Below are 23,748 nucleotides of genomic sequence, written 5' to 3' on the forward strand. Positions count from 1 at the left end.
TCAAATCCTGTCCCCGCAACCAAATCCACAAAACGGCCCGCATCACGCGGGCCGTTTTGCGTTTGCAGCCTGGCGCGCACGCCTTCTCCGGCGCGGAAGCGATCAGGCGGTCGAGTTCAGGTCGCCAACGGAGCCGTTCGATTGCCGGAAGTGACGAAAGCGCCGCGATAGATGTTATCCATGGAACAATCATGCCTGCAGGCCGGGTCCGAAGGTTTGGTGGTAGATCGCCTCGATCCGCTCCGCCTCGTCATCCGTTAGAGCGGCGAATTCCCTTTCACGGGCGCGGTTCGAAAGGCGGCCGCCGTTCTGATGAAGCAAGCGAAAGAGCAGATCGGTTAGACGCTCGGGCATGTCGATGAAGGCATCGACCTGCTGCCGGAACTGATCGTAGCGGCGCAGGAAGGCGGTCTCGTCGGGAATATCCTTTTCTATCGTCCGCCGGACGCAGGCGTAGAGAAATTCGGCGTGGGGCGTCGCGTCGAAGAAGCGGTAGAAATCCCCAGTGTCGTTCAGGACGCGGACATTGAATTGCGGCGTCGGCTGCCATTCGATCAGCGGCAGCAGGCGCTGCGAATAACTCTCAAGCACGCCCCGGTACTCGTCGATTTTCTCCAGTATCGCGGCCGAAACAGGGGACACTACTCCTCGCGGGGTGAAGCCGCGCGCGGCAAGGACATGATGGATCAGGTAGCGGTGAATGCGGCCGTTTCCATCTTCGAACGGGTGGATGTAGACGAATCCGAATGCGAGGATCGCCGCAACGATGACCGCATCGAGGCTTTGGGCGGGGCCGCGGTCGAACGCGACCATGCCGTCGATCAACGAGTCCAGGTCCTCGGGCCGGGCGCTGATGTGATCGGGCAGCGGCATGCGGTTGTCGCGGTCATGCCCGCCGACGAAGCTGCCCTCCTGCCGGAAGCCGAGCTTCACGAAGCGGGCATCGCCGAGCACGATCCTTTGCAGGCGCAGCAGTTCATCGCGGTCAAGCGGCTGACGACCGGCCTCGCCGATGGCGCGGCCCCAGCGCTGGATGCGGTCCTGCGGCGGACGCTCGCCCTCTATCGCATAGCTTGATCGCGAGTCCTTGAGCAGAAGGAAAGCGGCCGTCCGAGCAAGCAGGTCGCGCGGCACGTTCGCGACGATCGCCTGCGCACGCCGAGGCAGGTCGAGGCCGATGAATTCTTCAAGGGCTTTGGTGCGGAACACGAGCGGGCAGAAATACGGCGTGCCGGGCAGGTTGTCCTTCACGCGGTAGCGCGGAGCGGTCTTGCCCTGCGCCGCCCATTGCAGTTCGGGGTCGACAACAGGAACATAGCGTCCGGCGGTCGCGTCGGGGAGATCGAGGCGCGTGTTCGTCAGCCACTCATAGAGAAACCAGATCCGGCGGGCGTAGCTGCCGGTCGGGCTTTTGCGAACAAGCGCTTCAATCGGTGCGGTTTCGGTCGCCAGAAACAGCCGCTTGAGGATTGCTAGGTCCAGTCCTTCGTATTTGAGAGCGAAGGTCAAGTGGCCTTCAAGGGTTGAATGCGGCGCATGCCGGGGCGTCATGATGCGCCAGCCGTCCCGCTCGGTGATGCGGTGATGCTCGCCGGTGGCGGAGAGAGTCCGCGGCAGAGGCACGGCAAGCCCATAGGCCCCGATCAGCGCGCTGTAGCCGGCAAGAGTCGCGGTTTCAGGAAGGCGCAGTTCCTGAAAAACGTTCACCGGCCCTGAAAATTGATGCTCCTGCGGAGCAGCCATGAAAACCGTCCCTCGCGTTCGAATTTTGGTACGGTCCACCAAAATCCCTGAAAAATGATTCTAACTTATGAAAAATGATGCGTCAAATGCGTATCTCGCGAAAAGTGATTCTGAGGGTAGCTGAAAAACTGCTTGAAAATACTTTTTGCTGCTGGTCGGGTTCGTCTATTCAGCCCGCGCCTCTACCGCAGGCTTTCCAACTCGCGGATGCGTTTGGCGCCGTCGGCCTCGAGCTGCCGGGTGACGGCGCCGATCAGCGTTTCGGCCACGACGAAAAGGGCCGCCGAAGAATCCCAGGCCGAGGGCACGGCGGTGCGCCCGGCGATGACATGCCGGGCAAAGCGGGCGATTGGCGACAGCCACTGGTCGGTGAACAGCACGATCTGCACGCCGCGCTGGTGTGCCGTCTCGGCGAAGCGGACCAGGCTGTCCTGGTAGCGCCTGATGTCGAAGATCACCAGCACGTCGCGCTTGCCCATGTCGATCAGCCGATCGCGCCAGACGCTTTCCTGTCCGGCGAGGTGAAAGACGTTGGGCTGGATGATGGCCAGGTGGGCGGCCATGTAGCGCGCCAGCGGATCGGTGAAGCGGCCGCCGATCAGGAAGGTTTTGCCGCGTCGGTCGGCAAGCTTTGCGACGATGTCGGCAAGCTGCTTGTCGGACAGGTGCCTGAACGTTTCGCGCATGTTGTCGAGCGTCGCCTCCAGCATCGGCGACACCGCGCCGCCGTTCGGCGATGGCGGGTTGAGAGTGCGCGATGCCGGCGACTGCAGTTGCGCCGCGAGTTCGTCCTGCAGCGCCGACTGGAATTCCGGGTAGTTCTGGAAGCCGAGGCGGGCGACGAAACGCAGGATCGTCGGCGAGGAGACGCCAGCGGCAGCTGAGAATTCGGCGACCGTCTTCAGGCCGATCAGCGGATAGCTGGCGATCAGCGTCTGCGCTGCGCGGCGCTCGCCCGCCGGCATCGTGCCGATGCGGTCCGAGATCAGTTCGGCAATGCTCGAAATCATCTTTTCCCCATGCCCGGCCGTTTTGCCGAAATCGCATTTGACCCGAAATCGCGTTTGACAAAGCCGGACAAACTGTATGAAATCATCCACAGGGACGCAATGAGGCAAAATACGTAACATACGATACAGCGCTCCCCGGGGACGACAGGATAATGGAGACAGCACGGCCCGCCAGCCTTGCATCGCCTGAAGCCGTAGGGGTGACGAACCCCGGCGGATCGAGCCCTTTCGTGCTGACCTGCGACCACGCCTCCAATTTCCTGCCGCCGGAATTCGGAACGCTCGGACTTGCTGCCAAAGAGCTTTCCCGCCACATCGCCTGGGATCCCGGCGCGTTGCCGGTGGCCCGCCGCATGGCCGCGGCGCTTGACGCGACGCTGGTCGAGACCCGCATTTCGCGGCTTGTCATCGACTGCAACCGCCCGCTCGACGCACCCGATCTGGTGCCGCCGGTCAGCGAGACCACAACCATTCCGGGCAATGCCGGCCTGTCGCAAAAGCAGCGCGCCGCGCGCATCGCCCTGTCCTGGCAACCTTTTCACGATGCGGTCGCTGACATCATCGACACAAGACTGGCGCGCGGGCTCGAGACGCGGCTGGTTTCAATCCATTCCTTCAACCCGGTCTACAACGGCAAGAGCCGGCCCTGGCACATCGGCGTCATCCATGACGAGGATCGTCGGCTGGCAGCGCCGCTCGTCGCCGCGCTGCAGCGGCTCGCCGGCGTCACAGTCGGCATCAACGAACCCTATTCGCCGGCCGACCGTGTCTATTTCACGCTGGAACGGCACGCGCGCCCGCGGGAGCTACTCTGCGCGATGATCGAAATCCGCAACGACGAAATATCCGACGAAGCCGGGCAGCGAAAATGGGCGGATCTGCTCGCGGGGATTTTTTCCGATCTCGAGCCGTCATCCGGATCCCAGGGATCTGGCCGGGGCGGGCTCGGCCATCCGGTGGAACCGGTCAACTGACAAGAAGAAGGGGACTTTCAAATGGCAGGCGGTAATACGAAGCAAGTTGGCAGCGTCGCATACGCGAAGCGCGACAAATCTTATTTCGAGGACCGGCAACTGGTGCGTCACGCCAATGTCTGGCATCTGTGGGCGCTCGGCGTCGGCGCCGTCATATCCGGGCATTTTTCGGGCTGGAATTTCGGATTCGGGACAGGCGGCTGGGGCGGCATGCTGGTGGCCGGCATCATCATCGCCATCATGTATGTCGGCCTCGTCTTCTCGATCGCCGAGATGAGCCCGGCTTTGCCGCACACCGGCGCTGCCTACTCCTTCGCCCGGACGGCGATGGGGCCGTGGGGCGGCTTCATCACCGGGCTTTGCGAAAACGTCGAGTATGTGGTGACGCCCGCCGTCATCGCCTTCTTCATCGGCTCCTATATGGGAGGCATCTGGTCGGTCGCCTTTCCCGACTCCAGCGTCTGGCCACCACTCTGGTGGCTGGTGACCTATGGGCTGTTCCTGGCGTTGAATATTTTCGGCGTCGCGCTGTCCTTCCGCGTCACCCTGATCGTCACGCTGCTGTCGCTGGCCGTGCTGATCGTGTTCTGGATCAGCGCCATCCCGAGCATGGACTTTTCGCGCTGGGCGCTGAACATCGGCGTCGGTCCGGACGGAGCGGCGATGGAGCTTCCCGAAGGCAATGGCTCGATGTTCCCGTTCGGCTTGTCGGGCGTGCTGGCAACGTTGCCTTTTGCGGTGTGGCTGTTCCTGGCGATCGAGCAGCTACCGTTGGCGGCGGAAGAATCGGTCGACCCGAAGCGCGACATGCCGCGCGGCATTATCGCCGGCATGCTGACGCTGATGGTCTCGGCCTTCATGATCGTGCTGCTCAACCCGTCGGTCGTCGGCGTTGGTTCGTTCAAGCTCGCGACTTCCGGCGAGCCTCTGCTTGACGGGTTCCGGGCGATTTATGGCGACTCGGGCGCAGTGCTGCTTGGCGTCATCGCGTTGATTGGATTGATCGCAAGCTTCCACACCATCATCTTCGCCATGGGCCGCCAGGTCTATTCGCTGAGCCGCGCCGGCTATTTCCCGTCGGCGCTGTCGGTGACCCACAAATCGTACAAGACGCCGTATGTGGCGATGTTTGCGGGCGCCATCGTCGGCTTCGGCATCATGCTGATCATGTGGTTCGCGCTTGGCGGCGCCACGGCCGGTTCGCTCATCGGCTCGGTGTTGCTGAATATGGCGGTGTTCGGCGCGATGTTCTCCTACATCCTGCAGGCGGTGTCCTTCATCCTGCTGCGCCAGAACCAGCCGAACATGGAACGTCCCTATCGCAGCCCGCTCGGCGTCCCGGGCGCCGTGCTGACGATCATCATCGGCGTGGTCACCCTGCTCTACCAGATTCAGGACGCGAACTTCACCAAGGGCGTGGTCTGGGTGGCGCTGTGGTTCGCCATCGCGATCGTCTATTTCGGGCTGGTCGGCCGTCACAAGCTGATCCTGTCGCCGGAAGAAGAGTTCGCGCTGGAGCACGCGCAGAAAGCCTAACTCTGCCTCGGACCTCAAGAAACACCCGGCCGCTTCCTGCGGCCGGGTCCAGAGTTGAACTCTCGAAGCGCCACAAAGGCGGCGGAGCTTGCAAGAATGGCCGGAAATTTCTCGTTCGATCAGTTGAAAAAGGCGGTCTCCAGCGGTGAGGTCGACACCGTGCTGGCGTGCATTGTCGACATGCAGGGGCGGCTGGCGGGAAAGCGGTTCCTGGCACAGTATTTCGTCGATTCCGCCCATGACGAGACGCATGGCTGCAACTATCTCCTGGCCGCCGACATCGATATGGAACCGGTGCCCGGCTACAGGGCGGCGAGCTGGTCGAAAGGCTATGGCGACTTCGTCATGAAGCCGGATCTGTCGACGCTGCGGCGCATTCCATGGCTGGAAAAGACGGCGCTGGTGATCTGCGACGTGCTCGACCACCACACCCATGACGACCTGCCGCATTCGCCGCGCGCCATCCTGAAGAAGCAGGTCAGGCGGCTGAGCGAACGCGGCTATCTCGGCTATTTCGCCTCCGAGCTCGAATTCTATCTGTTCAGCGAAACCTACGATTCCGCCCGCAAGAAGCACTGGCAGGGCCTCGACACAGCCTCGCCCTATATCGGCGACTACCAGATCGGCATCACCACCAAGGAAGAAGGCGTCATGCGCCGGCTGCGCAACGAGATGCAGGCGGCCGGCATTCCGATCGAGAACTCCAAGGGCGAGTGGGGTCCGGGCCAGGAAGAAATCAATGTCCGCTATGCCGAGGCGCTCGAGATGGCCGACCGCCACGTCATCCTGAAGAACGGCGCCAAGGAAATCGCCGAGTCCGAAGGCAAGGCGGTCTCGTTCATGGCCAAGTACAATTACGGGCTGGCCGGCAATTCCAGCCATATCCACAATTCGCTGTGGAGCGCCGACGGCGAGACGCCGCTTTTTTACGACAGAAAGGCCGAATGGACACTGTCGACGCTCGGCCAGCAATGGGCGGCGGGCCAGCTCAAATATGCCAGGGAATTCACCTGGTTCCTGGCGCCCTACGTCAACTCCTACAAGCGCTTCCAGGCCGGCACCTTCGCGCCGACTAAGATCATGTGGAGCGAGGACAACCGCACCGCCGGTTTCCGCCTGTGCGGCGAGGGCACCAAGGGCATCCGCATGGAATGCCGCATCGGCGGCGCCGACCTAAACCCCTATCTCGCCTTCGCCGCGCTGATCGCGGCCGGCCTTGCCGGCATCGATGAAAAGCTTGAACTGCAAAAACCCTTCGTCGGCGATGCCTATCAGGCCTCGCAGCTGCCGGAAATTCCGAAGACCTTGCGAGACGCCACCGAGACGCTGGCAAAATCGGAGATGCTGAAGCAGGCGCTCGGCGACGGCGTGCTCGAGCATTATGTTCATACGGCGCACTGGGAGCAGTTCGAATACGACCGCCGCATTACCGATTGGGAACTGCACAGGGGGTTCGAGCGTTATTAGAAAGATAGTAAGATACTGTTAATACCTTGACCGAAAATGCTGCTTGAGCTAGGTTGTGCGATGACCGAAGGAACCAAATACCATCCGCTTTTCGAGTATCTCCTGTTCTCGGGCCAGGGCCAGATGTCGATGAGCTTCGCAGAGATCGAGCAAGTTATCGGTGGCCGCTTGCCGCCGTCGGCACGACAGCGGGAGGAATGGTGGGCGAACAGCCCGAGCGGGCACAGCCAGGCGCGCGCTTGGTTGCGCGCAAACTACCGGGCATCTCGTGTCGATCTTGCGAACGAGCGGGTGGATTTCAAACTGGAGGGATGGCCCGAAGGTTATCGAAAGCCGAATATGGCTACCACAGACAAGACTCGTTCAGGAATGGCGGAACAAGCGCAAGCCAGCTACGAACTTCCGCAGGGAAATACCGACCATCCTCTTTTCGGCATATGGACGGGCAAGGTCACGCTTCTCCAAGGACATGATTACACGAGGCCGGCCTTTGAGCCTGACGTGCTGCCGTGATGCACAGGCTGCTGCTCGACACTTGCGCGATCATATGGATAGCGTTGAACGAGCCAATCACGCCGGAAGCCAAGATTGCCATCAACAGCGCCGCGGCTGTTGACGAGAAGGTCCGGGTTTCCCCCATTTCGGCCTGGGAGTTGGGCCTGCTGAGCGCCAAGGGCCGGTTGGCGGCAGCAAAGTCGCCAGCAAGCATTTTTGGGGAAGTGATCGCCACGCCAGGCATCAAGGTCGAGGCTCTTTCGCCGGAATTGTTGATTGAATCGTCTTTCTTGCCTGGATCGTTCCACGGCGATCCGGCGGATAGGATATTGATCGCAACAGCGCGGGCGTTCGATTTGACGCTCGTGACGCGCGATCAGTCAATACTGGATTATGCAAGAGCCGGGCATGTTCGCGCCCTTGCCTGCTGACGCTTTGCCTTCGATATATGGAGACGCCCACTTGGAAACCGTAAAACTCAAATCCCCCGTCGATGGTTCGATCTATGCCGAACGGCCCATCGCCACGGACCAGGCGATCAATGCCGCGGTCGAGCGTGCCAAGGCGGCGCAGGAGAAATGGGCCGAGACGCCGATCGTCGAGCGCGGCAAGTACATGCTCGCCATGCTGGAAGCGCTGGTCGCCATGACCGACGAGATCGTGCCGGAGATCGCCTGGCAGATGGGCCGCCCGGTGCGCTATGGCGGCGAGTTCGGCGGCGTCAGGGAACGCACCAGCTACATGGTCGAGATTGCGGAAGCGGCACTCAAGCCGGTGATGGCCTCCAATCCCAAGGATGGGTTTCGCCGCTATGTGAAGAAGGTGCCGCTCGGCGTGATCCTGGTGATCGCGCCGTGGAACTATCCCTATCTCACCGCCGTCAACACGATCGTGCCGGCGCTGATGGCCGGCAGCGCCGTCATCCTCAAGCATGCGGCGCAGACGCTTCTGGTCGGCGAACGCTTTCAACAGGCGTTCGACAAAGCAGGCCTGCCCAAGGGTCTGTTCCAGAACCTCGTCATGAACCATGCGCAGACCGAAAAACTGCTCGGCTCGGGCAAGATCGACCATGTCAATTTCACCGGCTCGGTCGCCGGCGGCCGCGCCATCGAAAAGGCCGCAGCGGGCACCTTCATGACGCTCGGCCTTGAACTCGGCGGCAAGGATCCGGCCTATGTCCTGGCCGACGCAAAGATCGACCATGCCGTCGCCAACCTGGTCGACGGCGCCTTCTACAATTCCGGCCAGTGCTGCTGCGGCATCGAGCGCGTCTATGTCCACGAGAAGGTCTATGACGAATTCGTCGAAGGCTTCATCGCCGAAACCAGGAACTACGTCGTCGGCAACCCGCTCGACCAGGCGACGACGATGGGGCCGATGGCCCAGGCGCGCTTTGCCGACCTGATCCGCGAGCAGAAGGCCGAGGCCCTGCGCAAGGGCGCCAGGGCGCATATCAACATGAAGCTGGCCAATGACGAGCCGGGCTCGCCCTATCTGGCGCCGGAAGTGCTGACCGAAGTCGATCACCAGATGAGCGTCATGCGCGAGGAGAGCTTTGGGCCGATCGTCGGCATCATGAAGGTGCGCAACGACGAGGAGGCGATCGCGCTGATGAACGACAGCCCCTACGGGCTGACGGCCTCGATCTGGACGCGCGACACCGAGCATGCGGCGGCGATCGGTGATCGCGTCGAGACCGGCACCGTGTTCATGAACCGCTGCGACTATCTCGATCCGGCGCTGGTCTGGACCGGCGTCAAGGACACCGGCAAGGGCGCGGCGCTGTCGGCCATCGGCTACGACAATCTGACGAGGCCGAAGTCATATCATCTGCGTAAAGCCATCTGATATTTTTGAAAGACAGAAATGACAAAATTGATTTCCAAATGGAACTATCCGACAACCGTGCGCTTCGGCGCGGGGCGCATCAAGGAATTGCCTGATGTGCTTGAAGCCACCGGCATCAAGCGGCCGCTGTTCGTCACCGATCCGGGGCTGGCCAAACTTCCGGTCGTCGCTTCGACGTTGAAGATCCTCGACGATGCCAAGGTACCCTATGGCGTATTTTCCGAGGTCAAGCCGAACCCGGTGGACTCCAACCTGATCGCCGGCATTGCGGTGTTCAAGCAGGGCAAGCATGACGGCGTCATCGCCTTCGGTGGCGGCTCGGCGCTCGACCTCGGCAAGCTGATCGCTTTTCAGGCCGGCCAGACGCGGCCGGTCTGGGATTTCGAGGATATCGGCGACTGGTGGACGCGCGCCAACGCCGACGCGATCGCACCGATCATCGCCGTGCCGACCACGGCCGGCACCGGCTCGGAAGTCGGCCGCGCCGGCGTCATCACCAATGAAGCGACCCACACCAAGAAGGTGATCTTCCATCCGAAACTTTTGCCGGCCATCGTCATCGCCGATCCGGAACTGTCGGTCGGCATGCCCGGCTTCATCACCGCCGGCACCGGCATGGATGCGCTCGCCCATTGCCTCGAGGCTTATTGCGCGCCGGGCTATCATCCGATGGCCGACGGCATCGCAGTCGAAGGCGTGCGGCTGGTCTTCGAAAACTTGCCGAAAGCCTATGCCAACGGCAAGGATCTTGTCGCCCGCGCCCACATGATGAGCGCGGCCGCGATGGGCGCCGCCGCCTTCCAGAAAGGGCTGGGCGCCATCCACTCGCTGTCGCATCCGATCGGCGCGCTCTACGACACCCATCACGGCATGACCAACGCCGTGTTCATGCCTTATGTGCTGGCCTTCAACCGCGACGCCATCGAGGCGCGCATCGCCCGGCTCGCGGCTTATTGCGGCATCAAGGGCGGCTTCGACGGCTTCGCCAAGGCCGTCATCAAGCTGCGCAAGGAATTGAAGGTGCCGCACGCGCTGCCGGGCCTGATCCAGGGGCTCGACATGGACAAGAAGCGCAAGGGCCTGATCGCCGATATGGCGGTGGTCGATCCGACCGCTGGCGGCAACCCGGTCAAGCTGACCAGGAAGGCGGCGCTGACGCTGCTCGAAAACGCCATTGCCGGCACCGCCTGACACAGTATTCGCGCCGGAAACTGATCCGGGAAATTAAGGGCAAAGAAAGGGGGAAAGATGAAAGGTAAGACCGAAATTCGTTAGCCGGAAAAATAGTCGCGAAGCGATTGCTACAGCCGGTTAAAAAGAGTTTACTTTTTCGTACTGCAGGGCATCGCTTTCACAAACCATTCATCGGGCTGTCACACGAAAACGATACCGCATCGCAGGCGTCCAACGGCGTCAGTTCAACGGAGAGAACACATGTTCAAATTCACGGGAAAAGTACTTTCCCTTACGGCCGTCGCCCTGATGGCGACCTCTGCCATCTCGTCGGCGCAGTCCATGGATGAACTGATCGCCGCCGCCAAGGCGGAAGGCCAGCTCACCACCATCGCACTGCCGCACAGCTGGTGCGGCTATGGCGACGTCATCGCCGGCTTCAAGGCGAAGTATCCGGAAATCACCGTCAACGAGCTCAATCCCGATGCCGGCTCCGGCGACGAGATCGAGGCGATCAAGGCCAACAAGGACAATAAGGGCCCGCAGGCGCCGGATGTCATCGACGTCGGCCTTTCCTTCGGCCCGTCCGCCAAGGCAGACGGCCTGGTCCAACCCTACAAGGTGTCGACCTGGGATACGATCCCTGACAGCGCCAAGGATGCCGATGGCTATTGGTATGGCGACTACTACGGCGTGCTCGCCTTCGGCGTGAACAAGGCCGTCGTGCAGAACGCGCCACAGGACTGGGCTGACCTGATGAAGCCGGAGTATGCCAATTCGGTGGCGCTCGCCGGTGACCCGCGCTCGTCCAACAACGCGGTCATGTCGGTTTACGCTTCGGGCCTCGCGGCTGGCGGTACCGGCGGCCAGGATGCCGCCGCCAAGGGTCTGCAGTTCTTCAAGCAGCTCAACGATGCCGGCAACTTCGTGCCGGTCGACGGTGAAGCGGCAGCTGTCGCCCAGGGCACGACACCGATCGTGATGAACTGGGACTACAACCTGCTCGCCATGCGCGACAAGATGGCCGGCAATCCGGAAATCGAAATCGTCGTGCCAAAGAGCGCGGTGGTGGCTGGCGTCTACGTGCAGGCGATCAGCGCCTATGCGCCGCATCCGAACGCCGCCAAGCTGTGGATGGAGTATCTCTACTCGGACGAAGGCCAGCTCGGCTGGCTGAAGGGCTACTGCCACCCGATCCGCTTCAACGACCTTGCCAAGAAGGGCGTGATCCCGAAGGAGATGCTGGACAAGCTGCCGGCCGCCGAGAACTACGAAAAGGCGATCTTCCCAACCCTGGAGGAGCAGAACGCCGCCAAGAAGGAAATCAGCACGAACTGGGATGCCATCGTTGGCGCCGTCGTGAAATAGTTCCATAGGGCGCCGGGCCGGTTCGCCGGCCGGCGCCCTATGCCAAGTTCGGGAAGTCCATGGCAGACTCCACACTATCCCAGACAGCCCGCGTCAGCCCTGGCGCGCCGGAGATCAGCCGCCTTCGGCTGCCACTGCATTGGTTGGGCGTAGCGCCGTTCTTCGTTTTCGCACTGCTCTTTCTGATCTTGCCCACGGTAGGGCTGATCGCCGGCGCGTTCAAAAATGCAGCCGGCGACTATACGCTCGACAACATCATAGCGTTGTCGCAACCCAAGCTCGCAGCCGCCTATTGGGTCTCCATTCAGATCAGCTTTGTTTCTGCGGTGCTTGGCGCCCTGATTGGCCTGGCGATGGCCGTGGCAGTGATTCGCGGCGGCCTGCCGTCGTGGCTGCGCTCGGCGACCTTGACCTTCTCGGGCGTCGCCTCCAATTTCGCCGGCGTGCCGCTGGCATTCTCGTTCATCGCGACGCTGGGTCGGCTCGGCGTGGCGACGATCCTGTTGCGAGACATTTTCGGCATCAACATCTATTCGCTCGGCTTCAGTATTTTTTCGTTTTGGGGCCTGATCCTCACCTACCTCTATTTCCAGATTCCATTGATGATCGTCATCATCACGCCGGCGGTCGATGGGCTGAAGAAGGAATGGGGCGAAGCTGCCGCCACGCTCGGCGCAACCAATTGGCAATATTGGCGCATGGTGGTGATCCCGGTGTTATGGCCGAGTTTTCTCGGCACCACGGTCCTGCTTTTTGCCAACGCGTTCGGCGCGGTCGCAACGGCCTATGCACTGACGGGGCCGTCACTCAACATCGTGCCCATCCAGCTGTTCGCGCAGATTCGCGGCGACGTGCTTTACAATCCGAATCTAGGCTATGCGCTTGCATTCGGCATGATCGTCATCACCGGCCTGGCCAATCTCTTCTACATCTTGTTCCAACGGCGAGCCGAACGGTGGCTGAAATGAAGCAAGGCAGCCGTTTTTGGGCCTGGCTGGTTTTTGGCGTGGGAACCACCTATTTTATCTTGCCGCTGTTGGCGACCTTCGAATTTTCCTTGCGTAAGCGGCGAGGGGAATACTCCTTTGACGCCTACCGCTCGGTCTTCGGAGATCCGAATTTCCAGGCGACATTTACCTATTCCGTCGTTGTGGCGGTCTTCACCATCCTCTTGGGCGTGCTCCTCGTCGTACCGACGGCCTACTGGATACGGCTGCGGCTACCGCATCTGCGGCCGGTCGTAGAGTTCATCACCCTGCTGCCGCTGGTTATCCCCGCCATCGTCATCGTCTTCGGCTACATCAGGATGTTCGGTTCGAATTCGACGTTGCCTTTTCTGGCGACAGCACGCGGCGCCGATGCTCTGCTGGTCATCGGCTATGCAGTGCTGGCGCTGCCTTATATGTACCGGGCGGTGGATACCGGTCTCAGGACCATCGACGTCAGAACGCTCACCGAAGCCGCACAAATCCTCGGCGCCGGCTGGACCACCATCATCGCCCGCATCATCCTGCCGAACGTGCTGATCGCCGTGTTGTCCGGCGCGTTCCTGAGTTTTGCCATCGTCATCGGCGAGTTCACCATGGCGTCGCTGCTGAATCGCCCGGCGTTCGGCCCCTATCTGCAGAACATCGGCGCCAACAGCGCCTATGAGCCATCGGCACTGGCGCTCATTTCGTTCGCCATCACCTGGGGCTGCATGTCGCTGATCCAGATCCTGTCGCGTTTTGCGCCGCGATCGGCGAACCGGCCAAACTGATCGAAAAAGTACTGACCGAAAGAAAAGCCATGGCCGAGCCATTCCTCTCCATTCAGCAGGTTCGAAAAGCCTTCGGCGCCACCACCGTCGTCCAGGATTTCAACCTCGACGTCGAGCCGGGCGAATTCGTCTCCTTCCTCGGGCCGTCGGGCTGCGGCAAGACGACGGTGCTGCGCATGGTCGCCGGCTTCGAGGAGCCGAGCGCCGGCAAGATAGTCGTCGCCGGCAAGGACATCACCCGGCTCAAGCCCAACCAGCGCAATGTCGGCATGGTGTTCCAGGCCTATGCGCTGTTTCCGAACCTGACGGTGGCGCAGAACATCGGTTTTGGGCTGAAGGTCGCGGGCATGCCAAAGGCCGATGCCGACAGGCGCGTTGCCGAGATGCTCGACCTCATCAAGCTGCCTCAGATGGGCGACCGCTATCCTTATCAGCTCTCCGGCGGCCAGCAGCAGCGCATCGCGCTGGCGCGGGCGATTGCGCCAAAGCCGAAGCTACTGCTGCTCGACGAACCGCTGTCGGCGCTCGACGCCAAGGTGCGCGTGTCGCTGCGCGAGGAAATCCGCTCGATCCAGAAGAAGCTCGGCATCACCACCGTCTTCGTCACCCACGACCAGGAAGAGGCGCTGTCGATCTCCGACCGCATCGCCGTCATGTATGGCGGCAAGGCCGAGCAGGTCGGCACGCCGTTCGAGATCTACAACCGGCCGGCGACCAAGTTCGTCGCCAATTTCGTCGGCACGCTGAACGTGCTCGAAGGCACCGTCACCGATGCAGCCTCGGGCAAGGTGCGCGTCAATTCGCAAGAGGTCTCGCTGCGGGGAAAGCTAAACGGCTCCAAGTCCGGCGACACGCTGTCGCTGGCGCTGCGGCCCGAGGCGATTTCGCTCGGCCGCCATCCCGGCCGCGACTCCAGTCTTTCGGGCGAGATCACCGAAGTGCATTTCCTCGGCTCGGTCATCCGGGTTCGCGTCGGCATCGGCGGCAGCACGGTGTCGCTCGACACGTTCAACAGCCCGGCCTCGCCGCCGCCCGCTGTCGGCGAGAAGGCCGAGATTTCGTTTTCGTCGGGCGACATGCTTGTGCTGCATTAGGGGCGGAGTGAATGGTGAATAGTGAATAGCAAGAAGGCGCTTTACGCGCCGAGATTTCTCTGCAAGCGACCATTCACCATTCACCATTCACCATTCACCATTCACCATTCACCAGCCAAAGCCGTCGCCGTTTTTTTGCCTGCCAATCGCCCGGCTTCGCCGCTACGATAAGGCATGGCGCTTTTCGAGCTGACCCTTGTTCTCCTGCTGATCGCTGTCGCGTTGACGGCGTTGTCGCGGCGTCTCCAGGTTCCCTATCCGTCGTTGCTGGCGTTGGCAGGCGCGGGCATCGCCTTTCTGCCGTTTGCGCCGACTATCGAGATCGATCCCGAGCTGGCGCTCGCCCTGTTCATCGCGCCGGTGCTTCTCGACGCGGCCTACGACACGTCGCTGCGCGATCTCAATCGCTACAGACTGCCGCTCGTCCTGCTGGCACTGGGCGCCGTCGTTTTCACCACCGCTGCCGTGGCGCTCGTCGGATGGACAATGGCAAGCCTGCCGATCGCTGCGGCCATTGCCCTTGGCGCGATCGTGGCGCCGCCCGATGCCGTGGCGGCGTCGGCCGTGCTTGGACAGTTCAAGGTGCCGCACCGCGTCACCGCGATCCTGCAAGGCGAAAGCCTGCTCAACGACGCCACGGCACTGCTGATCTACCGCATGGCGGTTTCGGCAGCTGCCGGCTCCATCCTGGTGAGCAGCGCGGTTCCGGTGATCTTGCTGTCGACGGTCGGCAGCCTTGCCGCTGGTTACGTGCTCGGCCGGTTGTCTCTCGTCACCCTCAGTCGCATCAGAGATCCGGCAAGTGGCACGGTGGTGCAATTTGCCGGGACGTTCGGCGTCTGGATCCTGGCCGACAGGATCGGGCTCTCCGCCATCATAACGATCGTCGTCTATGCCATGACCATCGCACGTACCGCGCCGCGCCACATGCCGGCCAGAAATCGCGTCAGCTCCTATTCGGTCTGGGAGACGGCGGTGTTCGTGCTCAACGTGCTGGCCTTCGTCCTGATGGGACTTCAGGCGCGATCGATCGTCGGCCGGCTTGCCGAGCAGGGGCAGGTCGAAGCGTTTGTCTTTGCCGCAGCCGTGCTGGCTGTCGTCATCGTCTCGCGTCTCGTCTGGGTGCTGGGATGCGGCGCGATCATGAGGTGGCTCGCCAGCTTCGGTGACGCGGAACGGCAGGCCGAGGCGCCGTCATTTCGCGGCGGCGTGCTGATCGGCTGGTGCGGCATGCGCGGCCTTGTCACGCTTGCAGCAGCATTTGCCTTGCCAGCTGACTTTCCCGGCCGCGACCCGATCGTGCTCGCCGCTTTCTCGGTCGTGCTCGGCACCCTGGTGCTGCAAGGCATCAGCCTGAAGCCGCTGCTGCGCCTGCTTCGTCTCGATCCGGACGGAACTGTCGACCGCGAGGTCGCGCAGGCACGCGTCGCCATCATGCAGGCCGCGCTGGACGTGTTGAGTGGCAAGACATCGAATGCCGCGGCCGTGGTCCGCGAGCAATTTGCCGCGCAGCGCACGATCGCTGAAAACCCGGAGGACGCCCAGGCAGCGACCGAGTACGACAGGTTGCGCCTCTATGCCATCAAGAGCCAGCGTGACGCGCTGGAGCAATTGCGTATCGACGGGACGATCGGCGACGAAGCGTATCATCGCCTGGAGGAGGAAATCGACTGGTCGGAACTGGCCGCCTCTCCGCCGGGACGATTCCAGCCGCTGACGACCTAGCTGCGCTATCTGGCCCAAGCTCTCTGCATCCGGCTGCACATTGCAACCAATTCGCCAAACCGCTACTGCCATCACGAAATTGAGCCGGTTAAGCAATGAAGCTGGTCAGCTACAACATCCAATACGGTTTCGGCAGCGACGGCCGCTACGATCTCGCGCGCTCCGCCGAGGTTGTCGCTGGCGCAGACATCATCGCGTTGCAGGAAGTGGAACGGCACTGGCTGCGCAGCAACGAGGATGACCAGCCGGAAATCCTTTCGCGACTGCTGCCCGAATACTATTGGGTTTATGGGCCGGCCTTCGACATGGACGCCAGCGAGCGGCGTGACGGCCGCATCGTCAACCGGCGGCGGCAATTCGGCACCATGGTCCTGTCCAGGCTGCCGATCGTCTGGTCGCGCCTGCACACGCTGCCGCTGCGCCGCACCGTGCGTCCGCTCAACACCCGCAACGCAGCGCTGGAATGCATGATCCACACCCCTGCCGGTCCGGTGCGGGTGCTGTCGCTGCATCTGGCGCATATCGCCGCCGAAGAGCGGCTGGAGCAGATCGACTATCTGCTCGCCGAGCATCGCCGCGCGCCGTCCGACGGCGGCCCGTGGAGCGGCGCCGACGATGAGCCCGTGCGCAACTGGAGCAATGGCGAGCCGGAGCCGGAAAACCCGCTGGCGGCGATCTGGTTGGGCGATTTCAACATGGAGCCGGGCAGCGCCGAGTACCGGCGCATCGTTGGCAGCACGCCGTACCATCGCGGTGCTGCCTATCTCAACGGTTTTGTCGATGCCGCCGCCGTCGCCAGCGACCCGACGGCGGATTTCCATACCCATGTGAAGACCATCGACGGCAGGCTGGCAAAGCGACGGCTCGACCATTGCTTCGTCGGCGGGATGTTGGCGGGACGGGTCCGCTCGGCCAGCGCCGATATCGACGAAATCGTCTCGGACCATTTTCCGCTGCGGGTCGAGATCGACCTGGAAACACCGTTCGGGACGGGGGCCGAAGGCGCATGAGCCGCCGATGACCTTGTTCGTCTTCTTCGCGGTGCTTGCTGCCGCCGCCATGCACGCGATCTGGAACGCGCTGGTCAAGGTCCATCTCGACCGCTTTTTGTCGATCACGCTGATGACGCTCGGCATGGGCGCCGTGGCGCTTCTGGCGCTGCCTTTCGTCGAGGTGCCGAAAGCGGAAGCGTGGCCTTATATCATCGCCTCGGTAATCTTCCACATGGGCTACAGGACGTTCCTGATCGGCGCCTACAGGGCCGGCGATTTCGCCCAGACCTATCCGCTGGCGCGCGGCACGGCGCCGCTGCTGGCTGCACTTGGCGGCATCGTGGTCGTCGCCGAAGTCCCGGCGCCGCTCGCCATCCTCGGCATTGTCCTCTTGTCGGCCGGGACGCTGGTGCTGTCGTTTCGCGGCGGCGCGCATCTGGAAAGGCTGAACCTGCGCGCCGTCGGCTTTGCGCTGGGCACCTCGATCTTCATCGCCGGCTATACGCTGTCCGACGGCAGCGGCGCGCGGCTGGCCGCGACGGCGTCGAGCTATGCCGCATGGCTGTTCGTCTGCGATGCGCTGTGGGCGCTGGTGCTGTGCCTGATCTTCCGCGGACCAAAGGCGCTGCCGGTGCTGGCGCGAGACTGGAAGGCGGGCGTGTACACCGGCGTGCTCAGCGGCGCCGCCTACTGGATCGTGATGTGGGCGATGACCAAGGCGCCGATCGCCTCGGTCGCGGCGCTGCGCGAAACCTCGATCCTGTTCGCCATGATGATCTCGGTGTTTGCGCTCGGCGAGAAGATGACCGCCTGGCGGGGTGCCGCCGTGCTCAGCATCGTTGCCGGCGTCGTCGCGCTGAGGCTTGGATAGGCTAAAGCGCGTCGCGTTCGACCGACCTCACGCGACGCGCTTTGGATTGTTGTTTTATGCATATCGTTAACGCAAAACCGCTGCACACCCTCGGGTCAGTGCCCGAGGGCATGCTTTTGCGCGACATGCATTAAGCGCCTATCTCGAGGTCGAACACCATCAGCCCGTCGGTTCCGCCTTCAAGCGCCGCGACCAGCCGAGCGCCGGCTCGGCTGTGAGCCTCATGCACCAGATAGGCGTCGCGTGCGGCGGCATCGCTGAAGTCGATAGTGAAGCCGTGCGTGAAGCCGCGCGCGAACGGTTCTGGGCTGACATTGGCGCTGAATTCGACCTTGACCATGCCGTCGATCACCGACCGCAGCGCCTCAAGATCGGCATGGATTGCCGCGCGCTCGTCGTCGGTGACGTCATTGCGGAATCGAACGAAAACACAGTGCCTGATCATTCTTGGAATCTCATGCCGCTTGGTTGGTGGAAAACACGGCCGGCGGCAGTGGTTCGCGGCCAAGGATCAGATCGGCGCCCTTTTCGCCGACCATGATCGTCGGCGCATTGGTGTTGGAGGAGGGGATGCGCGGCATCACCGAGGCGTCGCAGACGCGCAGGCCCTCGATGCCACGCAGCCTGAGATCGGGCGTCACCACGCTCATCGCATCATGGCCCATGCGGCAGGTGCCGACAGGGTGGTGGTCGGTCTTGGAACTGCGGCAGGCATAGTCGAACAGCTCGTCGTCGCTGGTGAGTGCCGGTCCCGGCAGCACCTCGCGCAGCACGTAGGGGGCCAGCGCTTTCTGCCGCATGATCTCGCGTGCCAGCCTGAGGCCCTTGATCGACATGTCGCGATCGTAGGGGTCGGACCAATAATTCGGGTCGATCAGCGGGTGGTCGGCGGGGTCGGCGCTGTTCAGCCGCACCGTGCCGCGCGAACGCGGGCGCAGGAAGGCCGAGTTCAGCGTCACGCCCGGATTTTTCAGTTTTTCGACGCCGGCCTCGATGCCGGAGCCGAGGCCGAGATGGAGCTGGATGTCGGGCGAGGCGGCGGTCGGGTCGGCGTACCAGAAGCCGCCGGTCTCGAACAGGCTGGAGGCAACCGGGCCTTTTTTCAACAGCAGGTATTGCAGGCCGGCCCACACCGTCCGGTGCAGCTTGGCGTAGTTGTCGTAGGTGTGGTCGCCGGTGCATTCGGCAATGACGAACAGGTCGAGATGATCCTGCAGGTTGGAACCGACGCCGGGCAGATCGTGCACCGGCGTCACGCCGACCGACTTCAGATGGTCGGCCGGGCCGATGCCCGACTGCATCAGCAGCTTCGGCGAGCCGATGGCGCCGGACGAGACGATTACTTCGAGCTCGGCGCGCAGGATTTTCTTCTCGCCGCCCGGCCTGTCGACGATCTCGACGCCAGTGGCGCGGCCCTTGTCGATGACGATGCGCGTCACCAGCACATCAGTCCTGACGGTCAGGTTTTTTCGCGCGCGGATCGGCCTGAGATAGGCGACCGAGGCAGAGGAGCGTCTCGCGTCCTTCTGCGTCAATTGGTAATAACCGACGCCTTCCTGGGCTACCCCGTTGAAGTCGGGATTGAAGGGAATGCCCATCTCCTGCCCAGCGCGGAAATAAGCCTCGCAGATCGGCAGCGGCGCAATCGGGTTCGACACGCCGAGCGGACCCTGGTCGCCGTGAAAATCGTTGGCGTAGCGCTGGTTGTTCTCGGCCCGCTTGAAATAGGGCAGCACGTCGCGATAGCCCCAGCCGGCAAGGCCCTCTTCCTTCTCCCAGGCGTCGTAGTCGCGGGCATTGCCGCGTGTGTAGATCTGGGCGTTGATGGAGGAGCCGCCGCCGATCACCTTGGCCTGCGTGTATCGGAAGACGCGGTCCTTCATGTGCTTTTGCGGCACGGTCGACCAGCCCCAGGCGGCGATGCCCTTGGTCATCTTGGCGAAACCGGCCGGCATGTGGATCAGCGGGTGCCAGTCCTTGCCGCCCGCTTCGAGCAGCAGCACTGAATTCGATGGCTCTTCGCTCAGCCGGTTGGCCAGCACGCAGCCGGCCGGGCCGGCGCCGACGATGATGTAGTCGGTCATGGCGTCACCTGTTCACAGCCTCGGCACCGACAGCGCACCGTCGACATTGATGATCGTGCCGGTCGAAAAGCCGAGTTTGCCGCCGGCGAGTGCCACTACGGCGGCGCCGACATTGGCGGCTTCGCCCCAGCGCTTTGCCGGCACCAGACCGCCGTCGATCAGCGCGTCGTATTTGGCGGTTACCCCTGCGGTCATGTCGGTGCGGATGATGCCCGGCCGCACCTCGAACACGCCGATATTTTCGGCGGCAAGCCGCAGCGCCAAGGTCTTCACCCACATCGAAAGCCCGGCTTTGGAGATGCAATAGTCGGCACGTTCCGGCGAGGCCATTTCGGCGCTGACCGAGGTGATGGTGATGATCGTTTTTGGAAAATCACCCGGCGCCGCAAGCATCGCCCTGGCAACGGCCTGGCTGAGGAAGACGGTGCCGCGCAGGTTGATGGCGAGGATCCGATCGAAGTTTTCCGGTTTCAATTCCAGCAGGTCACCGCGTACCACGGAGCCGATGCCGGCATTGTTGACCAGGCAGTCGATGCGGCCGAAGGCGCTCGTCGCGGCATCGACCAATGCGGCATGGTCGTCGAGGTCGGCAATGTCGCCGCAGTGGTAGGCGAATTTCGCGCCGCGGGCGGTGATGTCAGCGACAAGCCCGTCGCCGGCTTTTTCGGCAAGGTCCACGACAAGGATATCGAAGCCGGCATCGGCCAGCGCCTCGGCGCAGGCAAGGCCGATGCCGCGCGCGCCGCCGGTGATGATGGCTGCCGGACGGCTCATGTGAAGATGTTCCTTTGGACGTCAGCGCCGCCCCTCATCGCCCTGCCGGGCACTTCTCCCCGTATAGTGACGGGGAGAAGGACGCCTTCATCGCCTGCTTCGCCAATCGCCAGCGTTGCAAAAAAGGCGCCGAGGTTGCGGCCAGCGGGCTTTTCCCCGTTCACGGGGAGAAGGTGCCGGCAGGCGGATGAGGGGCGGCGCAGACCGATCATAGGACAAGCTCGCTGTTGCGGATGTGGTCGGCAACGCGCAGCGCTTGTGCGGCGATCGACAGCGCCGGATTGACCGCGGCCGAGTTCGGCAGGAAGCCAGCGTCGACGACAAACAGGTTCTTGTGGTCGAACGAGCGGCAGAACGGGTCGAGCGGCGAGGTTGCCGGATCGTCGCCCATCTTGACCGTGCCGCACTGGTGCGAAGGCGTGCGCTTGTCGAAAGGCCGCGACAGGACGATCGGATAGCCGCAGGCGCGGAAGTTCTCGCGCATCACCTTGGTCAGCCCGTCGAGCGACTGCATGTTGGAGCGCCGCCACTGCATGACGATGTCCTTGCCGTCGACCATGATGCGGCTTTCGGGGTCCGGCAGGTCCTCGCACATCAGGTACCAGTCGACGGCGTGGCCGGCCATGAAGTCCAGCGCGAATTTGGGCGCAAGCTTGACGTTGGCCCTCAGGATATGACCGTCGATCTTGCCGAGAAGCTGGACGTTGCCGAGCGGCTTGCCGCCCTTGCCGTCGGATAGATAGTAGTCGTTGAGCATCAGCGTCTTCTGGTAGACAGAGGTGTTCCTGCGGCGCGGATCGATCGCCAGCATGGCGCTCGAATTGTGGTTCATGAAGTTGCGGCCGACCTGGTCGGAGCGGTTGGCAAGGCCGTTTCCGTTCGGGGACGGCGAACGCAGCAGGATGGCGGCGGAATTGACCGCGCCGGCCGAGAGGATGACCAGCTTCGGCGTCACTTTCTTCAGCCTGCCATCCTGGCGATAGTGAACGGCGGCGATCGTCCTGGCATCCGATGAGGCTTCGAGGTATTCGACATGAGCACCGGTCTCGAGCCTGATGTTCGGGTCGGCAAGTGCCGCTGTCAGCGGCCCCGATTGGGCGTCGACCTTACCGGTCCCGGTGTTGGGAAACGCGTCCCAGCCCGTCTTGCCGTCCTTTAGCCAGGCATCGATGTCGACGCCGAGCGGCAGCGATGCCGGATGCAAGCCGAGGCCCATGAGTTCGGCGCGGGCGCGGGCGATCGGCGGCTCGTCCGGCACCGGCCCGAAGGGGTAGGGGATCGAGTGGAAAGGTTCGGTCGGGTCTTCGCCGAGTGCGCCGCGCACGCGAAAAAGCTGCTCGGCCCTGGAATACCAGGGCTCGAATTCCTCATAGGAGAACGGCCAGGCCGGAGAGACGCCGCCATAGTGCTCCATGACAGAAAAGTCTTGCCTGCGGTAGCGGATCAGCACCGCGCCATAGAATTTCGAATTGCCGCCGACATAGTAATAATTGCCGGGATTGAACGCAGCACCCCCGGCCTCGCGCCACATCTCCTTCGGCCGGTAGTGGCCGTCGACGAAGATGGCGCGCGTGTCGCGCGTGTGCGGCGTCGCCGGCAATAGTTCGCCGCGCTCCAGCATCAGGATCGAGGCGCCACTGCCGGAAAGGCCGGAAGCGATCGTGGCGCCGCCGATGCCGGAGCCGATAATGACGATGTCCGGGTTTGTCATGGCTGTCAGAGGATGCGGTTCTCGGTCGCCGGATCGAAGAACACCGCCTTGGTCAGGTTGAAGGCGAGCGGCGTGACCTTGCCCGGCTGGATGTTGGCGTCGGCGCGCAGACGCGCCACCACCGCCTTGCCGCCGAGATTGGTGACGGCGAAGGTGTCGGAGCCGGCCGGTTCCACAACCTCGATGTGACAGTCGGCGGTGGCGATGTTCGATGCGTTGCGTTCGGCTCCTTCAGGATCGGTCAGGGCCTCGGGACGGACGCCAAAAATGATCGGCTTGTCGTGGAATGCCGACAGACCCGTTGGCGCATCGGCCAGCGGCAGCGAGATCGGCTCGCGCGCCTCGCGCTGCAGCACCACGGAAAGCGCATTGCCATTGCCGCCGATCGTCGCCGGGATCAGGTTCATCGCCGGCGAGCCCATGAAGTCGGCGACGAACAGGTTGGTCGGGTTGTTGTAGATTTCGGCAGGCGTGCCGAACTGCTGCACCTCGCCGTCGCGCATCACCGCAATCTTGGTGGCCAGCGTCATCGCTTCGATCTGGTCGTGGGTGACGTAGACGATCGTGGTGCCGGTGGTTGCGTGCAGCCGCTTGATCTCGATGCGCATGTCGACGCGCAGCTTGGCGTCGAGATTGGAGAGCGGCTCGTCGAAGAGAAAGAGCTTGGGGTCGCGCACCAGCGCCCGGCCCATGGCGACGCGCTGGCGCTGGCCGCCGGAAAGCTGGCTCGGCTTGCGCTGCAGGAGGTGGCCGATCTGCAGCACCTTCGCCACCTTGTCGATCGCCTTCTGGCGCTCGTGGGCCGGCACGCCGCGCATCTCCATGCCGAAGGCAATGTTCCCCGCGACGGTCATGTTCGGATAGAGCGCGTAGCTCTGGAACACCATGGCGATGTCGCGCTTCGAGGGGTGGAGATCGTTGATCGTGCGCCCGTCGACACGGATTTCGCCTTCGGTGATGGTTTCCAGGCCGGCGATGGTGTTGAGCAAGGTCGACTTGCCGCAGCCGGACGGGCCGACCAGCACGAGGAAGCCGCCCTTTTCGAGATCAACGTCGATGCCCTTCAGGATCTCGACCGATCCGAACCGCTTCCTCAGCCCATCAATTTCGAGAAAAGCCATTCG

At 62.9% G+C, this 23,748-nt stretch carries 21 protein-coding genes; 14 read left to right on the forward strand and 7 right to left on the reverse strand.

Annotated features, from left to right (window positions below):
- Positions 1-189: 189 nt before the first annotated feature.
- Positions 190-1,743 (reverse strand): Fic family protein, encoded by a 1,554-nt coding sequence (locus tag AC0L2R_RS06005; RefSeq protein WP_473508085.1) that lies wholly within the window; start codon positions 1,741-1,743, stop codon positions 190-192.
- A gap of 182 nt (positions 1,744-1,925) precedes the next feature.
- The gene (locus AC0L2R_RS06010; protein ID WP_023798113.1) at positions 1,926-2,753 is read right to left on the reverse strand and encodes a MurR/RpiR family transcriptional regulator; all 828 of its coding nucleotides are present in this window, start codon (positions 2,751-2,753) and stop codon (positions 1,926-1,928) included.
- A gap of 152 nt (positions 2,754-2,905) precedes the next feature.
- Here AC0L2R_RS06010 and AC0L2R_RS06015 point away from each other — a divergent pair, with 152 nt between their 5' ends.
- From AC0L2R_RS06015 to AC0L2R_RS06080, 14 genes are all read left to right on the forward strand, one after another.
- The gene (locus AC0L2R_RS06015; RefSeq protein WP_473508086.1) at positions 2,906-3,727 is read left to right on the forward strand and encodes an N-formylglutamate amidohydrolase; all 822 of its coding nucleotides are present in this window, start codon (positions 2,906-2,908) and stop codon (positions 3,725-3,727) included.
- Positions 3,728-3,748: 21 nt separating this feature from the next.
- The gene (locus AC0L2R_RS06020) at positions 3,749-5,263 is read left to right on the forward strand and encodes an amino acid permease (RefSeq protein WP_091600395.1); all 1,515 of its coding nucleotides are present in this window, start codon (positions 3,749-3,751) and stop codon (positions 5,261-5,263) included.
- Positions 5,264-5,359: 96 nt separating this feature from the next.
- On the forward strand, positions 5,360-6,730 hold the full coding sequence (locus AC0L2R_RS06025) for a glutamine synthetase family protein (RefSeq protein ID WP_473508087.1): 1,371 nt from the start codon (positions 5,360-5,362) through the stop codon (positions 6,728-6,730).
- A gap of 60 nt (positions 6,731-6,790) precedes the next feature.
- On the forward strand, positions 6,791-7,243 hold the full coding sequence (locus AC0L2R_RS06030; protein ID WP_473508088.1) for a DUF7662 domain-containing protein: 453 nt from the start codon (positions 6,791-6,793) through the stop codon (positions 7,241-7,243).
- The gene (locus AC0L2R_RS06035) at positions 7,243-7,656 is read left to right on the forward strand and encodes a type II toxin-antitoxin system VapC family toxin (RefSeq protein WP_473508089.1); all 414 of its coding nucleotides are present in this window, start codon (positions 7,243-7,245) and stop codon (positions 7,654-7,656) included. The genes AC0L2R_RS06030 and AC0L2R_RS06035 overlap by 1 nt, the downstream gene beginning before the upstream one ends.
- Positions 7,634-9,073, forward strand: coding sequence for an aldehyde dehydrogenase family protein (locus AC0L2R_RS06040; protein ID WP_473508090.1), 1,440 nt, complete (start codon positions 7,634-7,636; stop codon positions 9,071-9,073). The genes AC0L2R_RS06035 and AC0L2R_RS06040 overlap by 23 nt, the downstream gene beginning before the upstream one ends.
- Positions 9,074-9,091: 18 nt before the next feature.
- A complete protein-coding gene (locus tag AC0L2R_RS06045) occupies positions 9,092-10,264 on the forward strand; it encodes an iron-containing alcohol dehydrogenase (RefSeq protein WP_473508091.1) in 1,173 nt (390 codons plus the stop codon).
- A 243-nt stretch (positions 10,265-10,507) separates the two neighbouring features.
- Entirely contained in the window at positions 10,508-11,614 is a 1,107-nt protein-coding gene (locus AC0L2R_RS06050; RefSeq protein ID WP_473508092.1) for an ABC transporter substrate-binding protein, read from the forward strand.
- Between the two features lie 59 nt (positions 11,615-11,673).
- Positions 11,674-12,582, forward strand: coding sequence for an ABC transporter permease (locus tag AC0L2R_RS06055; RefSeq protein WP_473508093.1), 909 nt, complete (start codon positions 11,674-11,676; stop codon positions 12,580-12,582).
- Positions 12,579-13,373 carry an ABC transporter permease gene (locus AC0L2R_RS06060; RefSeq protein ID WP_473508094.1) on the forward strand — a complete coding sequence of 265 codons (795 nt, stop codon included), beginning with the start codon at positions 12,579-12,581 and terminating at the stop codon, positions 13,371-13,373. The genes AC0L2R_RS06055 and AC0L2R_RS06060 overlap by 4 nt, the downstream gene beginning before the upstream one ends.
- Before the next feature lie 29 nt (positions 13,374-13,402).
- The gene (locus AC0L2R_RS06065; RefSeq protein WP_473508095.1) at positions 13,403-14,467 is read left to right on the forward strand and encodes an ABC transporter ATP-binding protein; all 1,065 of its coding nucleotides are present in this window, start codon (positions 13,403-13,405) and stop codon (positions 14,465-14,467) included.
- A gap of 174 nt (positions 14,468-14,641) precedes the next feature.
- Positions 14,642-16,192 (forward strand): cation:proton antiporter, encoded by a 1,551-nt coding sequence (locus AC0L2R_RS06070; protein ID WP_473508096.1) that lies wholly within the window; start codon positions 14,642-14,644, stop codon positions 16,190-16,192.
- A 95-nt stretch (positions 16,193-16,287) separates the two neighbouring features.
- A complete protein-coding gene (locus tag AC0L2R_RS06075) occupies positions 16,288-17,202 on the forward strand; it encodes an endonuclease/exonuclease/phosphatase family protein (protein WP_473508097.1) in 915 nt (304 codons plus the stop codon).
- A gap of 7 nt (positions 17,203-17,209) precedes the next feature.
- Positions 17,210-18,055: an EamA family transporter gene (locus tag AC0L2R_RS06080; protein WP_473508098.1), complete on the forward strand. Its 846-nt coding sequence runs from the start codon at positions 17,210-17,212 to the stop codon at positions 18,053-18,055.
- 130 nt (positions 18,056-18,185) lie between these two features.
- Here the strand turns inward: AC0L2R_RS06080 and AC0L2R_RS06085 are convergent, their stop codons facing one another.
- The 5 genes from AC0L2R_RS06085 to AC0L2R_RS06105 all read right to left on the reverse strand — a co-directional run bounded on the left by AC0L2R_RS06085 (position 18,186) and on the right by AC0L2R_RS06105 (position 23,745).
- Complete coding sequence (locus AC0L2R_RS06085) at positions 18,186-18,500, reverse strand: Dabb family protein (protein WP_473508099.1); 315 nt, start codon at positions 18,498-18,500, stop codon at positions 18,186-18,188.
- A 10-nt stretch (positions 18,501-18,510) separates the two neighbouring features.
- On the reverse strand, positions 18,511-20,139 hold the full coding sequence (locus tag AC0L2R_RS06090; protein ID WP_473508100.1) for a GMC family oxidoreductase: 1,629 nt from the start codon (positions 20,137-20,139) through the stop codon (positions 18,511-18,513).
- A gap of 12 nt (positions 20,140-20,151) precedes the next feature.
- The gene (locus tag AC0L2R_RS06095; RefSeq protein WP_473508101.1) at positions 20,152-20,913 is read right to left on the reverse strand and encodes a 3-ketoacyl-ACP reductase; all 762 of its coding nucleotides are present in this window, start codon (positions 20,911-20,913) and stop codon (positions 20,152-20,154) included.
- Between the two features lie 208 nt (positions 20,914-21,121).
- On the reverse strand, positions 21,122-22,624 hold the full coding sequence (locus AC0L2R_RS06100) for a GMC oxidoreductase (protein WP_473508102.1): 1,503 nt from the start codon (positions 22,622-22,624) through the stop codon (positions 21,122-21,124).
- 5 nt (positions 22,625-22,629) lie between these two features.
- The gene (locus AC0L2R_RS06105) at positions 22,630-23,745 is read right to left on the reverse strand and encodes an ABC transporter ATP-binding protein (protein WP_473508103.1); all 1,116 of its coding nucleotides are present in this window, start codon (positions 23,743-23,745) and stop codon (positions 22,630-22,632) included.
- Positions 23,746-23,748: the final 3 nt, after the last annotated feature.

The organism is Mesorhizobium sp. WSM4820, from assembly GCF_055811075.1.

Bases quoted from the DNA above. Each gene is read 5' to 3' on its own strand.
- AC0L2R_RS06085 (WP_473508099.1), bottom strand. From the start codon at position 18,500: ATGATCAGGCACTGTGTTTTCGTTCGATTCCGCAATGACGTCACCGAC.
- AC0L2R_RS06105 (WP_473508103.1), bottom strand. From the start codon at position 23,745: ATGGCTTTTCTCGAAATTGATGGGCTGAGGAAGCGGTTCGGATCGGTC.
- AC0L2R_RS06050 (WP_473508092.1), top strand. From the start codon at position 10,508: ATGTTCAAATTCACGGGAAAAGTACTTTCCCTTACGGCCGTCGCCCTG.
- AC0L2R_RS06030 (WP_473508088.1), top strand. From the start codon at position 6,791: ATGACCGAAGGAACCAAATACCATCCGCTTTTCGAGTATCTCCTGTTC.
- AC0L2R_RS06060 (WP_473508094.1), top strand. From the start codon at position 12,579: ATGAAGCAAGGCAGCCGTTTTTGGGCCTGGCTGGTTTTTGGCGTGGGA.
- AC0L2R_RS06055 (WP_473508093.1), top strand. From the start codon at position 11,674: ATGGCAGACTCCACACTATCCCAGACAGCCCGCGTCAGCCCTGGCGCG.
- AC0L2R_RS06100 (WP_473508102.1), bottom strand. From the start codon at position 22,624: ATGACAAACCCGGACATCGTCATTATCGGCTCCGGCATCGGCGGCGCC.
- AC0L2R_RS06020 (WP_091600395.1), top strand. From the start codon at position 3,749: ATGGCAGGCGGTAATACGAAGCAAGTTGGCAGCGTCGCATACGCGAAG.
- AC0L2R_RS06025 (WP_473508087.1), top strand. From the start codon at position 5,360: ATGGCCGGAAATTTCTCGTTCGATCAGTTGAAAAAGGCGGTCTCCAGC.
- AC0L2R_RS06040 (WP_473508090.1), top strand. From the start codon at position 7,634: ATGTTCGCGCCCTTGCCTGCTGACGCTTTGCCTTCGATATATGGAGAC.
- AC0L2R_RS06045 (WP_473508091.1), top strand. From the start codon at position 9,092: ATGACAAAATTGATTTCCAAATGGAACTATCCGACAACCGTGCGCTTC.
- AC0L2R_RS06065 (WP_473508095.1), top strand. From the start codon at position 13,403: ATGGCCGAGCCATTCCTCTCCATTCAGCAGGTTCGAAAAGCCTTCGGC.
- AC0L2R_RS06010 (WP_023798113.1), bottom strand. From the start codon at position 2,753: ATGATTTCGAGCATTGCCGAACTGATCTCGGACCGCATCGGCACGATG.
- AC0L2R_RS06095 (WP_473508101.1), bottom strand. From the start codon at position 20,913: ATGAGCCGTCCGGCAGCCATCATCACCGGCGGCGCGCGCGGCATCGGC.
- AC0L2R_RS06075 (WP_473508097.1), top strand. From the start codon at position 16,288: ATGAAGCTGGTCAGCTACAACATCCAATACGGTTTCGGCAGCGACGGC.
- AC0L2R_RS06015 (WP_473508086.1), top strand. From the start codon at position 2,906: ATGGAGACAGCACGGCCCGCCAGCCTTGCATCGCCTGAAGCCGTAGGG.
- AC0L2R_RS06070 (WP_473508096.1), top strand. From the start codon at position 14,642: ATGGCGCTTTTCGAGCTGACCCTTGTTCTCCTGCTGATCGCTGTCGCG.
- AC0L2R_RS06035 (WP_473508089.1), top strand. From the start codon at position 7,243: ATGCACAGGCTGCTGCTCGACACTTGCGCGATCATATGGATAGCGTTG.
- AC0L2R_RS06080 (WP_473508098.1), top strand. From the start codon at position 17,210: ATGACCTTGTTCGTCTTCTTCGCGGTGCTTGCTGCCGCCGCCATGCAC.
- AC0L2R_RS06090 (WP_473508100.1), bottom strand. From the start codon at position 20,139: ATGACCGACTACATCATCGTCGGCGCCGGCCCGGCCGGCTGCGTGCTG.
- AC0L2R_RS06005 (WP_473508085.1), bottom strand. From the start codon at position 1,743: ATGGCTGCTCCGCAGGAGCATCAATTTTCAGGGCCGGTGAACGTTTTT.